Consider the following 13,333-nt stretch of genomic DNA (forward strand, 5'->3'; position numbering starts at 1 on the left):
ATTTTATAGATTGAAAAATAATATTGATATAGCTATATGTCTTGGTACATCTTAAAAGATGTTATCAAGGCATATTTTTATTAAATAAATACAAATTGGTCTATTACAGTCAATATATTTGAATTTCAGAGTGTCTCATTTTAAACTTGCTTAATAAATATACTTTTTATACTCAAAATCCACAAAATTTAACTAATAAAAAAGTGAGGCTTTTAAAATGAATCAACTCAATTTTAATATAAACGAAGCTATTCCTAGTATGACAATCAAACCGATTTCTTTACCAACGCCAACTGAACGTGGTGATGAATTACAAGTGAAAGTAAGTATGCCGTCTGAAGGTAACAATTTACCTATCATTTTATTTGCACATGGATTTGGATCTTCAATGCACGCATATGAACCTTTAACTGACTTTTGGGCATCGCATGGATTTGTTGTCATTCAACCTACATTTTTAGATTCAAGAACGATTGGCATGTCTCAAGATGATCCTAGACAATCAAACTTATGGCGTCAGCGAGTGGAAGATGTTAAAACAATTTTAGATCATTTGGGATATATTGAGACTCAAGTCCCAGGTTTGAGTGGACGATTAGACACGAGTAAGATTGCGACAGTTGGTCACTCATTCGGTGGTCAAACAGCAGGTAATTTATTAGGACTTCAAGTGATTGATCCGATAACTAAAGCGACAACAGATTATTCTGATGATAGAGTGAAAGGCGGAATTTTATTAGCAACTGCTGGAGAAGGTGGAGACAAGTTAACACAATTTGCGAAAGATAATTTTTCGTTTTTAAATCCAACCTTTGAACATATGACTAAACCAGCTTTAGTTGTAGTGGGAGATAAAGATCAAAATCCATTAACTAGTATAGGACCTGAATGGATGGAAGAACCGTATTATTTAAGTCCAGGTGAGAAAAGTTTATTAAAATTATATGAAGCGGAACATTCATTAGGTGGTATAGCAGGATATGAAGCCAAAGAAACGACTGACGAAAATCCTGAAAGAATTGACTTACTACAACATACAACATGGGCTTATTTAAGAAGTGTTTTAGATATCGAGCATGATAGTTGGAATATCGCTCAACAAATAATTACTAACAATACAGACCAAGCAGATATTCAATCTAAAAATGAATAACATAAATTATTAGCTATCATATTAGTCTTTTACTGGAAAAAGAACAACTATATCATAGATAATATGATTAAAAGAAAAAGAGGAGCATTAAACATGAATAATAAACAAAACATGAATCATGCCATTGTCCTAGGTGGCGGAGGGTCACTAGCAATTGGATGGCAATTAGGATACTTATCAGCACTTTCTAAAGAAGGTATTGATGTTCGTAATGCAGATTTAATTATAGGTACATCAGGTGGTGCTCAGGTAGCTACTGGTATTACGTCTAGTAAAAGTTGGGATGAAATATTTGAAGAACAAATTGCTCCGAAATCAAACGAAGAACCACCACAAAGTGATATGTCCCATATCTTCACGAGATATGCAGACATTGAAAAGAATTCATCAACACCAAAAGAGTGGATAAAAGGCTATAGTGAATATGCATTAGAGTATGACAAATTTGATGAAAATGAACATATTAATCGATTGAAAAATAGAATTAAAGTCAACCAATGGCCTGAAAATTTGATGATTACGGCTGTTGATGCACAAGCGAAATCAAGAGCAGCATTTACTACAGAATCCAATGTAGATATTTATAGGGCGATGGCAGCAAGTGGATCACTTCCAGGTGTTTGGCCAACAACAACAGTTAATAATAGCAAACATTTTGATGGCGGTTGTCACTCAATGGAAAATGCAGATTTAGCAAAAGGAGCTAAAAAAGTCTTAATTTTATCAACAAATTTACCGATCAACACACCATATAAATTGGAAGATGCGATAAATGAATTAGAACAAAATGGTGCTGAAGTTAAGCTTATTACCCCAAGTAAAGAAGTATTTGATAAATTAAATGAACTTGGTGGCAATACTGTAGATCCATCTATTAGACCAGATATGGCTAAATTAGGCGAAAAGCAAGGTCAATCAGATTCAGAAAGTATTAAAACTTTCTGGAACTAGTATCTAGTATTTAAAAGAATAAATCATAATCTATCGAGATAAAAATAGGTTAGAAAAGTGCAACAACGCTTTCTCTAATTCAATTTTTTATCTCGATTTTTTAAATTTTTATAAAAACTAACTTTATACTTGCACATTACAGATAAAAGGAATAGAATGAGCAACATCAAATAAATAGTTAGATATCTAATTAAACGATAAATAATAATGCTATAAATAATAAGTTGAGGAGTGTTGAAGATGGAAAATGTAAAACGTATTGGAATTATTGGTGGAGGGCCTGGAGGACTCATGCTTGGTCTATTATTACAACAGCAAGGTCATAATGTTTCTATTTTTGAAAAAGCAGATCCGAATGTGAATAGAGATCGTGGTGGCTCACTTGATATTCATGACGATAGTGGGCAACTTGCTTTAAAAGAAGCAAATATTTATGAACAGTTTAAACAATTAGCTCGATACGAAGGTGAAGACACTAAAGTTGTAGCTAAAGATGGAACGGTATTATTTGAAGAAGATGCAGAGGGCGAAGGTTCTCGACCTGAAATTGATCGTGGTGTGTTGTGTGATATTATTATGAATCAATTAGAACCTTCATCCATTCAATATGGTTATACTTTTAATGCATTAACTCAATTGGAAAACGACCAAGTTGAAGTTTCATTTAAAGAAGGAAATAAAGAAACATTTGATTTAGTTATAGGTGCTGATGGTGCATTTTCAAAAGTACGTTCATATATTTCAGATGTAGATGTTGAATATAATGATATTTCAATGGTTGAATTAAATGTGAATAATGTTAAAAACAACTATCCTGATTTAGCTCAATTCAATAAAAACGGTAAAATGATGGCATTAGGTGACAATAAAGCAATTCTAGGACAACTTAATGGAGATGGACGTATTAAAGTCTATATGTCTTATTTAATGGATGCAGATAAACTTGATGATTACAAAGCTTTATCAAAAGGAGAAATTAAACAGCAATTATTAAAAGACTTTGCGGATTGGTCACCAGAATTAAAAAAATATATCGAGTATGCCAGTGATGATATGCTCCTTAGAAGAATTTATAAATTACCAATCGGTTTTACTTGGGAAAGTAATGGCAACATCACTTTAATGGGCGATGCAGCGCATTTAATGAGTCCGTTTGCTGGTGAAGGCGTTAATATGGCATTGTACGATGCATATTTATTAGCGAGTGCCATTAAAACTTCTCAAGATCTTAAGTCAGCTATAGCTCAATATGAAGAAGAAATGTATGCTGTTTCTAAAGAAAGTGCACAAGGATCTCAAGATAATTTAGAAGTGATGTTCAGTGATACAGCTGCTGAACAAATGGCAGCATTTTTCAATTCAGTAATAGAATAAACTATAAACGTAGTGATTGAATTGGAATTGTAACTTATTATTGATGTAGTTCTAAAAACATAATTTAATTCATGAATTTAGACATTAATTTTACAGATTTTGAAAAGTGATAAATTTGTGAAAATAATCACAAAATACTTTTATTTTCTGAAAAATGATGTAGTATATGAATTGTAAGGAATAAGACATGTTGGAGTGATAAAAGTGAGAAAAGTAATTGAAGAACTTGTATTCTCTGATGTAAGCAGTTATGAAATTTATGTCAATACAGGTGTTAATCAAGGTATAATTGGTGACATCAAAGATGGCTATTTAACTATCGATTCAATCCCTTATATTGATGCAGAAAGATTATACTACTATGGCTTAGAACGTAAAACATTAGTAACAAACTAACAATAATTTTTGACTCCTAATCAAAAAGCAATTGATTGCCTTCGTTGGTGAGCAATTGAAGGCAAATACATTATTATACCCCCATATAATTCTGGAAAATGCTACAAAATAACCTGAGACCAATTTAAAGGTCCCAGGTTATTTTTATCATATTATCTAGCATTACTTTTTTCTTCAACTTGTTTAAAATTCTTCTTAATTCCATTATAAGCATAGACTTGATTGAATAATTTATTTTTAGCTTTATCTACACTTGAGTAAGGCATTCTTACGTCACTCATTTTAGATAATTCATGTTGGAATTGTTTTTCAGTTGATTTTCTCTCAGCAATTGACATTTCTAACCATTCTTCTTCACTAAATAATTCTTCGAAGCGAAATTCAAATGCAGTACGGTTATTTTGCTCTCTTAATTTTAATATGCGATCGTGAAAAGTCATCGTATCCCCCCCTATAATTTGAAAACATGTATGATAGTTACATACTAACTTTATAACTTATATATGATTTTTACAAACAAGATTTTTTATAATCACAGGAGAAGATGTGATTTTGTTAAAAGAACAAAGGTTTAATCGTGTAACTTTGTAGGTAATTATAAAAATAGTGATTAATAAAAAGGAGTTTTAAAATATGAATGAATTAAACAATAAAGTAGCAGTTGTTACTGGTGCAGGTAGTGGCATTGGTGAAGCAATTGCAACAGCACTTGGTAATAATGGTGTTAAAGTCGTATTAGCAGGTAGAAATACGGATAAATTAAATGCTGTAGCGACTCAATTTGAACAAGGAAATGTCAAAGTTGTTGCGACAGATGTTACAGATAAAAGAGAAGTTCAACAATTGATTGACACAGCTAAAGATACATTTGGCAGATTAGATATTGTTGTTAATAGTGCCGGACAAATGAAATCATCTAAAATTACTGATTACAATGTAGATGACTGGGATTCAATGATTGATGTAAATGTCAAAGGTACATTATATACAATTCAATCAGCATTACCTACATTGTTAGAGCAATCAAGTGGACATATTATTAATATCGCATCTATCTCTGGCTTTGAAGTGACGAAGGGGAGTGCAATTTATAGTGCGACAAAAGCCGCTGTGCATTCCATAACTCAAGGTTTAGAAAAAGAACTAGCTAAGACTGGAGTTAAAGTGACAAGTATTTCTCCAGGTATGGTTGAAACACCATTAACTGAGCATTACGATTTCAATGGACGTAAAAAATTAGAAGCACAAAATATTGCAGATGCAGCGATTTATGCATTAACTCAACCTAGCCATGTCAACGTAAATGAAGTGACGGTTAGACCAGTATAAATTCATTTCAATAATTTGGATAAATAAAAAAAGAGTTTGTAGATTATTCGTTTGGATATATCTACAAACTCTTTAATTTTGTATATTAGCGTTTAAGCGTATCTCTTAGACGGCTCATCCAGTTACCGCCTCGTCTTGAACGTACAGGTTGGCCTGTAGGATGTGTACTTTGTTTTTTTAATTCTTGTCCATATTTAATTGCATTTTGCATTAAATAAACTTGAGAATTTAAAGGTGACAAATTATTTTTTATATAATGGTAATTGCCATGTTCATCTTGATAGCGTCCTTTTTGGTTATCAGACAATTGTAAATTCATAAAGTCTAATAAACGTGATGCAATGGTTTTATCTTCAACAGGAAAGAGTATTTCAACACGTTTAATCATATTACGTGTCATTACATCTGCAGAAGATAAGTAGATACGTTCATCACCATTATTATGGAAATAATAAATACGTGAATGTTCAAGTAGTCTACCAACGATACTTACAACTTCAATGTTTTCACTGATACCTGGAATACCAGGTTTTAAACAACAAATACCTCGTATAATTAATTGGATTTTAACTCCAGCTTGAGACGCTTCAAATAATTTCTCAATGATGGCTTTATCCGTTAATGAATTCATTTTCATCATGATTTTACCATTACCATGTTCTAAATGGCTGCTAATTTCTTTATCAATTCTATCGATGAAAACATCTCGTATATCGAAAGGTGCGACAATTAATTTTTTATAATCTGGTTTAACTGAATAGCCGCTTAAATAATTAAAGAAGTTAATAGCATCTTCTGCGATATCATTATTAGTCGTAATAATTCCCATATCTGTATATAGTTTAGCGGTTTTATCGTTATAGTTACCTGTTCCTAAATGGACAAATGAAGTCAATTCGTTACCGATTTTTTTAACTACGAGTGCGATTTTACTATGTGTTTTTAAATGGGTCATACCATAAATCACATGGCATCCTGCATCTTCAAGCATACGTGCCCAATGGACATTATTTTCTTCATCAAATCTTGCTTTTAGTTCTACTAATACTGTTACTTGTTTACCTTTTTCAGCAGCTTCTTTTAAACTTTTAATAATAGGTGAGTCTTTACTAACTCTATATAATGTTTGTTTGATTGCTATAGTACTTGGATCATCTGCTGCTTCTCTAATAAAGTTTACAATCGGTTCGAATGATTCGTAAGGATGATGGAAGAAGATATCGCGTTCTAAAGCTAGTTGATACACATTGTTATAACCTAAAGATTTAGGCACTTGTGGCGTGTATTTCTCATATGTTAAGTAATAAAGTTTATTAGATAAATGATCTACTAAACCAAATAAGAATGTTAAATCTAACGGACCGTCTACGAAATAGATGTCATTTTCTTCTACTTCTAATTGTTCCATAATCCAACTAATATCTTCTCGTTCAGCAGTTCGTCCATCTACCTCCAATCTTACTGCAGCGCCACTACGACGTTCTTTTAAGAAACGTTCAATTTCAATAAGTAAGTCTTCCGCACCGTCTTCATGAATTGTTAAATCTGCATTTCTAGTTATTCTAAAGGTAAATGTATTTAAAACTTCATAACCAGAGAATAAGTAGTTAATGAAGTAAGTAACAACATCTTCAATCATTAAAACAAATTGCTTTGGACCTTCATTAAGTGTAATAAATCTAGGAATTAATGATGGAATTTGAACAATTGCTGAATTAATCGCATCTTCTGTATCTATATCTACGAAAATCTTCAAACTTTTATTATTCAATTTTGGAAATGGGTGATAAGCATCAATACCTAAAGGCGTAAGAGTAGGTAGAATTCTTGTTTTAAATTCTTTTTCTAATTTTTCGCTTAGCATTTCTGATAAATCTTCAGGTTTTGCCATTTCAATATCATATTGACGTAATTCTTCAATCAACTCATTATAACGCTTATACTGAATTGCTACATAGTCAGTATTTTTAACTTTTATCGCGTTTAACTGCTCTTGAGGTGTCATTTGTGCTTTATTTTCAGGTTTGTCATATCCCATTTCAACTTGATCTTTAAGTCCAGCTACTCGAACCATAAAGAATTCATCTAAATTTGAACTGAAAATAGATACAAAATTTAATTTTTCAAGTAGAGGGTTGTTCTTGTCATAAGCTTCTTGTAAAACTCTGTAGTTAAAGTCTAACCAACTTAGTTCCCGGTTGTTATAGTATTGTGGTAAATTAATATCCTTTTCTCCCAATTGAGTTTGCATAACCTCAACACACCTCATTGTTTATATATTTGCGTAGTCTAAAAGTATCATACGTTTGTTAAGATTTTGTAAAGGTAATCGTTACTTTACCATCAAGAATCTTTTCGATATGTTTTTTCTGACGGTTTGCTTGATATTCTTCAGCAATAGGTTCGCCTTTATAGAAGACAAGTAGTTCATACTTATCGTCTTTTTTAGGTTTAAGTTCAACTTCTTCAACAAAGCTCGTGTGAGAAATATTTAAAGCATTCACAAATTTGATAATACCGCCTAAAGCTTGAATGGTGTCCGTCTCTTTACTGTTAAACCATTCAGTTTCCTTACAATAAAATTTAAGCAATGACTTATTTTTGAAACTCGCTAATAGAGCTAATTTCACACGATCTTTATGTGAAAAGCCATTAATCATTGAGTTCGCGATAAGATAATACGTATGTGGAGAACTAGAATCTGAATCAATGAAACTACCTAAATAATAAAGATAAGCACCTTCAACAAATAATTCTTTGTCATTATCATTAACTTTAAGATCTGAATGATTAAGTAATTGTGTAAGCAATGATTCTGCTAATTTAAGACGTCGGTTTGCACTACTTTCTTCAATATGATATTCGTTTGCTAGTTGACGTAATGCATCTTTTCTAACATTCTCTTTTGAAAATTCATCTGGGTAACGTTGTCGTATCACATTCATAATGTAACCTTCGCGAATTCCTTTTCTTGAAAATGTAAATTGAGTTGCATCAATTTTTTTATAAAGTGTTTTAAACACTGACACGGAAGGTAAGATAATGTCTACTCGGTCACGACTTAAGCCGTCTAAATTAGTAAGTTCATCTCTAGAGCTTTTACGAATAAGGTCAAAGACTTCTTCGATATCTTTATCTGACATCGTATAGTTGTGAACACCACCGATAGGGTAAGAATGTTCTGATTGATGTATTCGCGCAACGTTACGTGCAGACCCTCCAACACCGACTAATGCAACTTTCTGATCTTTCAACCAGTCTAATTGATCAAATTGTTCTGATAAGAATTTTTCCATGCCTTTGATTGCTGATTTGTCATTATGATCTTTATCCCCGAAAAATTGACGTTTTAATGAAACAACACCAAAAGGAAAACTATGTGCTTCTTTTAATTGTTTGTCTTTAAATAAAGTGACCTCAGTAGAGCCACCGCCTATATCTACGGATACACCATCTTCAATATCAGTAGTGTGAGTAATAGCATAATAACCGTAAAATGCTTCGTCTTCTTCTGGTACGATTTTAATTTCTATACCAGTATCTTTTTTGACTTTTTTAATAATATCTTTTTGATTATTTGATTGACGAATGGCTGCTGTTGCAATAGGGTGTAATTCATCTACTTTAAATTTAGTTGCTACTTTATTGAAGCTACTTAGTGCCTCAGTTAGTACTTGAATACCTTCATCATTCATATCATTATCTTTAGTTAAATACTGACTTAGACGTGCAGGTGTCTTAATATTTAAGATTTCATTCAAGCCTGTTGCTTTATCAAATCCAAAAATAACCAGTCTAATAGTATTTGAACCAATATCTATTAATCCAATACGTTCTTCCATCACTGCCTCCTATGTTTATGGGCCAAACAATATACCCCTGTTTAATTTTATTTTACATGAGATATATAAAATGAAAAGATTTTTCAGACATTTTCCATAGAATTTTTGAAGATTTTAATTAACTTATAAAATGCGTTTACAAATAGATTATATAGCGAGGAGAAATCATCATTTTCTACAACAATAAAAGCCACCCTCATTTATAAATGAAAGTGACTTTTGTTATTATTTTAACGCTTTTTATTATTTCACATGAATAGGTCCACCAGGTCCAACAGGAATTCCAAGGAAGAACCAAATGAGTGTAAATAATGTCCATACAATAGTTAAAGCAATGGAGTATGGCATAAGACTAGATAAAAGTGTACCGAGTTTCATGTTTTTATCATATTTTTGTGCATATGATAATAATAGAGGTAGGTAAGGCATCATAGGAGTAATTGGATTAGTAATAGAGTCGCCCACACGATAAATAACTTGTGTAAACGCTGGATGGAAACCAACTAAAACTAACATTGGAACAAAGATAGGTGCTAAGATACCCCATTTAGCTGAGGCGCTACCAATAAGCATGTTGACTAAAGCACTTAAGAAAATGACACCGAGTATTAAGACGACTCCATTTTGATGTTGTAAAAGTTTAGCACCCTTAACAGCCGTAATAACACCTAAGTTACTCCATTCAAGGAACGCAAGTAGTTGTGCCGCAAAGAATACGATTACTATGAATGAACCCATAGATGCCATAGAATCTGTAATCATTTGTCCTAAATCTTTAGTGTTTTTAATTTCACGACTTAATACACCATAAATGACGCCGGGAACTAAGAATACTACTAAAATAATCAGTCCAACACCATTAATTAATGGTGCGTCATCTAAAAGACTACCTGTTTTAGCATTACGTAAAAAGCTATGCTCAGGTATTGCACAAATGATTAATAATAAGATGAGAGCTATAAAACTCATATTTGCCCAAAATAATGCTTTACGTTCGACAGGTGTAATATGAGAAGACGTTTCTTCCATATCTTCATGTGCATCTGAATCATCATATTTACCTAGTCTCGGAATAATTAACTTTGAAGTTACAAAATGAATCGTAGGTAATAAGACGACAACACTTGCAGCAATAAAGTACCAATTCATTGCGACATTAGTATGAATACTTTTAGATACAATTTTAGTAGCAGGATCTGTAAATGAATACACAAGTGCATCTTGCATACCAACAACTAAATTTGCTGCAAACCCACCAACCGCTGACGCATAAGCCATTGCTAAACCAGCAATAGGGTGGTAACCAATTTTAATAAATAACATTGCAGCTAAAGGCGGTAAAATAATAGTAGCTGCATCACCAGCCGTACTACCAAGAATACCTATTAAAATGATAGTAGGCACGATTAACTTCTTTGGCGCTTTATTAACTACAGAAATCATAAGTTTATCAAAATAACCAGATTTTTCAGCGGCACCAATACCAATCATGACGCCTAATACCAAACCAAGTGCTGGGAATTCTGAAAAGTTCTTAATTGCATCATTCATAATCATCGCAAAACCGTCATGACTTAAAATACTTTTGATATGTATGGTTTCACCGTTACCAGGGTGTTTAACAGAAACATTAAATAGTGAAACAAACCAAGTGATGATTGCGAGACCTACACACATTAAGAAAAATAACACAGTTGGATCAGGTAATTTGTTGCCGACCCATTCTACACCATTTAAAAATTTACTAACGATTGATGGTTTTTCCTTTGCATTTGTTGCCATTCATGAACCACTCCTAAGTTAAATTATCTAAAAGTATAGCAAACATTACATGTAATGATAAGAATTTTCTGAAATTGAAATTGATAATAAAACTATTTAGTTTAAAAAGATAATTTAATAAACTCGTTCAAAAGAATTTTTGAATAAAGCGCTATCATTGTCATAACGGCGTTTAGACCTTTATAGGAAGTGGAAATATAATATTAAAATTCATTTTTCATGAAAAATATTAGGAGAGTGAAACAACATGAAACGTTTAGAAAATAAAATAGCCGTTGTGACAGGAGCAAGTACTGGTATAGGTCAAGCATCTGCTAAAGTTTTAGCTCAAGAAGGTGCTCATGTATTAGCATTAGATATTGCGGATGAATTAGATCAAACTGTTGAAGATATTAAACAAAATGGTGGTCAAGCTACTGCATATAAAGTTGATATTTCAGATGAACAACAAGTGGAACAATTTGCGAATGATTTGAAGCAACAATATGGTCGTATTGATGTGATATTTAACAATGCAGGTGTTGATAATGGTGCTGGACGAATTCATGAATATCCAGTAGAAGTATTTGATAAGATTATGGGCGTAGATATGAGAGGTACGTTCTTAGTAACTAAATTCTTATTGCCATTAATGATGGATCAAGGCGGTTCAATTATTAATACAGCATCATTTTCTGGTCAAGCTGCCGACTTATATCGCTCAGGATATAACGCTGCAAAAGGTGCAGTGATTAACTTCACTAAATCAATCGCAATTGAATATGGTCGTGAAAATATTCGTGCCAATGCAATTGCACCAGGTACTATTGAGACACCGTTAGTAGATAACTTAGCGGGAACTGCACAAGATGAAGCGGGTCAAACATTCCGTGAAAATCAAAAATGGGTTACACCATTAGGTCGATTAGGTACACCAGACGAAGTAGGTAAATTAGTAACTTTCCTAGCTTCTGATGATAGTTCATTTATTACAGGAGAAACAATTCGTATTGATGGTGGCGTCATGGCATACACTTGGCCAGGTGAAATGTTAAGTGATGATAGTTGGAAAAAATCTATTAAATAAATAGTTGAAAACACCATATTATATAGAAAAGCCAAGATTTCTCATATTTCCTGAGAAATCTTGGCTTGCTTTTTACTTTAATTGTTTAGCACATGTTTCGCATAATTTGTATTGTTCGTTAGACCAACCATCTAAATTAGTATAGCCATGTAAATCTTTAGCTTGTACTTTTATGAAAATATTTTCATCATCTTTGATTTCACGATGACAGTTGGAACATTTTAACTCTCCGAATAACCTCATACATTAATCAAGCCTCCTAAGATATTACCATTTAATATTATTATAAGTATCATCATTCAATGAACGCACGATTTCAGTAACGAGACGAACTGAATTTTCATAATCATCTTTATGGATAACTGAAACGTTTGAGTGCATATAACGTAAAGCGATACCGATAGTAATAGTTGGAATGCCTTCATTTGCTACATGTATACTTCCAGCGTCGGTTCCTCCGCCAGGTGTAGTATCCCATTGTACTTCAATGTTATGTTGTTGCGCCACATCTTTAACATGTTGACGTAAACCTTCATGAGCAATACTAGATGCATCCATCATAATAACAACTGGACCACCGCCTAGATGACTATCACTCGTTTGGCCTGACATTCCAGGAGTATCAAAAGCAACGGCTACATCAACTGCAATAGCTAAATCAGGTTGAATCGTTTGGGCTGCAACTTTTGCGCCACGTAGTCCAACTTCTTCTTGTACAGTAGCACCTGAATATAAATTAATGTCGATTGATTCGTCTTTTAACGCATTAAGTAGATCGATGGCTAATGCACAGCCGTAACGATTATCAAAAGCCTTAGCTGTCATATATTTTTCATTAGCTAGTGTTTCGAATTCGCTATATGGCGTTACCATATTTCCTACAGATACACCTAATTGTTCAGCTTCTTCTTTACTACTTACACCGATATCAATAAACATATTTTTAATATCTACAGTTTTTTTACGTTCTTCTGGTGTAAGCACATGAGGTGGTTTCGAACCTATGATACCTCTTAGAGTTTTACCATCATCTGTGGTAACAGTCACTTTTTGAGATAACATGACTTGATTCCACCAACCACCGATTGGATTAAAAGATAAATAGCCATCTTTATCAATTTTTGTCACTAGAAATCCTACTTCATCCATATGTCCAGAAACTAAAATAGATTTTGAACCATTGGTAGCTGATTTCTTTCCGAAAATACCGCCTAAATTATCTTCAATAATAGCATCGCTAACAGTTGATAAATGATTTTTCATTAATGATTTAACTTGCATTTCACGACCTGCAATGCCATTTGCTGATGTTAATTGTTTAAGTAATTGAACTGAATCACTCATTTTACAATCCTCCCAAATACGTATTATGTATAGTTTAACATAGCGATAATGGTGTGATATATTATTAGAATTTTGTGTTAAATAAGAGTATAGTAA

The 13,333-nt window shown here is 32.6% G+C and carries 12 protein-coding genes; 6 read left to right on the forward strand and 6 right to left on the reverse strand.

The annotated features are described in order from the left end of the window. Positions 1-217: 217 nt before the first annotated feature. The 4 genes from NSQ15_RS01920 (at position 218) to NSQ15_RS01935 (ending at position 3,874) form a co-directional block, all read left to right on the forward strand. A complete protein-coding gene (locus NSQ15_RS01920) occupies positions 218-1,153 on the forward strand; it encodes an alpha/beta hydrolase family protein (RefSeq protein WP_029056113.1) in 936 nt (311 codons plus the stop codon). A gap of 93 nt (positions 1,154-1,246) precedes the next feature. Beyond that, complete coding sequence (locus tag NSQ15_RS01925; protein WP_029056114.1) at positions 1,247-2,104, forward strand: patatin-like phospholipase family protein; 858 nt, start codon at positions 1,247-1,249, stop codon at positions 2,102-2,104. A 240-nt stretch (positions 2,105-2,344) separates the two neighbouring features. Beyond that, complete coding sequence (locus NSQ15_RS01930; protein WP_154874066.1) at positions 2,345-3,478, forward strand: FAD-dependent oxidoreductase; 1,134 nt, start codon at positions 2,345-2,347, stop codon at positions 3,476-3,478. 204 nt (positions 3,479-3,682) lie between these two features. Next, positions 3,683-3,874 (forward strand): hypothetical protein, encoded by a 192-nt coding sequence (locus tag NSQ15_RS01935; protein WP_002450408.1) that lies wholly within the window; start codon positions 3,683-3,685, stop codon positions 3,872-3,874. Positions 3,875-4,026: 152 nt separating this feature from the next. On the opposite strand, the gene NSQ15_RS01940 is transcribed toward NSQ15_RS01935, so the two are convergent. Next, the gene (locus tag NSQ15_RS01940; protein ID WP_029056116.1) at positions 4,027-4,314 is read right to left on the reverse strand and encodes a DUF1413 domain-containing protein; all 288 of its coding nucleotides are present in this window, start codon (positions 4,312-4,314) and stop codon (positions 4,027-4,029) included. Between the two features lie 193 nt (positions 4,315-4,507). Between NSQ15_RS01940 and NSQ15_RS01945 the strand changes: the two genes are divergently transcribed. Then, positions 4,508-5,203: an SDR family oxidoreductase gene (locus tag NSQ15_RS01945; protein WP_017636432.1), complete on the forward strand. Its 696-nt coding sequence runs from the start codon at positions 4,508-4,510 to the stop codon at positions 5,201-5,203. A gap of 85 nt (positions 5,204-5,288) precedes the next feature. Here NSQ15_RS01945 and NSQ15_RS01950 read toward each other — a convergent pair whose 3' ends face one another. The 3 genes from NSQ15_RS01950 to NSQ15_RS01960 all read right to left on the reverse strand — a co-directional run bounded on the left by NSQ15_RS01950 (position 5,289) and on the right by NSQ15_RS01960 (position 10,827). Next, positions 5,289-7,454 (reverse strand): RNA degradosome polyphosphate kinase, encoded by a 2,166-nt coding sequence (locus NSQ15_RS01950; protein WP_154835334.1) that lies wholly within the window; start codon positions 7,452-7,454, stop codon positions 5,289-5,291. A gap of 58 nt (positions 7,455-7,512) precedes the next feature. Then, positions 7,513-9,045, reverse strand: coding sequence for an exopolyphosphatase (gene ppx / locus NSQ15_RS01955; RefSeq protein ID WP_340746891.1), 1,533 nt, complete (start codon positions 9,043-9,045; stop codon positions 7,513-7,515). Between the two features lie 243 nt (positions 9,046-9,288). Continuing rightward, entirely contained in the window at positions 9,289-10,827 is a 1,539-nt protein-coding gene (locus NSQ15_RS01960) for an AbgT family transporter (protein WP_154835329.1), read from the reverse strand. A gap of 247 nt (positions 10,828-11,074) precedes the next feature. On the opposite strand from NSQ15_RS01960, the gene NSQ15_RS01965 reads away from it, so the two are divergent. Then, positions 11,075-11,893, forward strand: a complete 819-nt coding sequence (locus NSQ15_RS01965; RefSeq protein ID WP_217194082.1) for an SDR family oxidoreductase — start codon at positions 11,075-11,077, stop codon at positions 11,891-11,893. A 72-nt stretch (positions 11,894-11,965) separates the two neighbouring features. Here the strand turns inward: NSQ15_RS01965 and NSQ15_RS01970 are convergent, their stop codons facing one another. Together NSQ15_RS01970 and NSQ15_RS01975 are read right to left on the reverse strand one after the other, a co-directional pair. Next, positions 11,966-12,136: a hypothetical protein gene (locus NSQ15_RS01970; RefSeq protein ID WP_017636427.1), complete on the reverse strand. Its 171-nt coding sequence runs from the start codon at positions 12,134-12,136 to the stop codon at positions 11,966-11,968. A gap of 24 nt (positions 12,137-12,160) precedes the next feature. Continuing rightward, on the reverse strand, positions 12,161-13,237 hold the full coding sequence (locus tag NSQ15_RS01975; protein ID WP_340746892.1) for a M42 family metallopeptidase: 1,077 nt from the start codon (positions 13,235-13,237) through the stop codon (positions 12,161-12,163). Positions 13,238-13,333: the final 96 nt, after the last annotated feature.

The organism is Staphylococcus sp. FSL W8-0774, from assembly GCF_038006785.1.
Taxonomy (GTDB): domain Bacteria; phylum Bacillota; class Bacilli; order Staphylococcales; family Staphylococcaceae; genus Staphylococcus; species Staphylococcus pasteuri.

What these genes read in the sequence shown, in the direction of transcription:
- NSQ15_RS01940 (WP_029056116.1), bottom strand. Translation starts at nt 4,314, where the DNA reads ATGACTTTTCACGATCGCATATTAAAATTAAGAGAGCAAAATAACCGT.
- NSQ15_RS01930 (WP_154874066.1), top strand. Translation starts at nt 2,345, where the DNA reads ATGGAAAATGTAAAACGTATTGGAATTATTGGTGGAGGGCCTGGAGGA.
- NSQ15_RS01960 (WP_154835329.1), bottom strand. Translation starts at nt 10,827, where the DNA reads ATGGCAACAAATGCAAAGGAAAAACCATCAATCGTTAGTAAATTTTTA.
- NSQ15_RS01975 (WP_340746892.1), bottom strand. Translation starts at nt 13,237, where the DNA reads ATGAGTGATTCAGTTCAATTACTTAAACAATTAACATCAGCAAATGGC.
- NSQ15_RS01925 (WP_029056114.1), top strand. Translation starts at nt 1,247, where the DNA reads ATGAATAATAAACAAAACATGAATCATGCCATTGTCCTAGGTGGCGGA.
- NSQ15_RS01970 (WP_017636427.1), bottom strand. Translation starts at nt 12,136, where the DNA reads ATGAGGTTATTCGGAGAGTTAAAATGTTCCAACTGTCATCGTGAAATC.
- ppx (WP_340746891.1), bottom strand. Translation starts at nt 9,045, where the DNA reads ATGGAAGAACGTATTGGATTAATAGATATTGGTTCAAATACTATTAGA.
- NSQ15_RS01950 (WP_154835334.1), bottom strand. Translation starts at nt 7,454, where the DNA reads ATGCAAACTCAATTGGGAGAAAAGGATATTAATTTACCACAATACTAT.
- NSQ15_RS01945 (WP_017636432.1), top strand. Translation starts at nt 4,508, where the DNA reads ATGAATGAATTAAACAATAAAGTAGCAGTTGTTACTGGTGCAGGTAGT.
- NSQ15_RS01965 (WP_217194082.1), top strand. Translation starts at nt 11,075, where the DNA reads ATGAAACGTTTAGAAAATAAAATAGCCGTTGTGACAGGAGCAAGTACT.
- NSQ15_RS01920 (WP_029056113.1), top strand. Translation starts at nt 218, where the DNA reads ATGAATCAACTCAATTTTAATATAAACGAAGCTATTCCTAGTATGACA.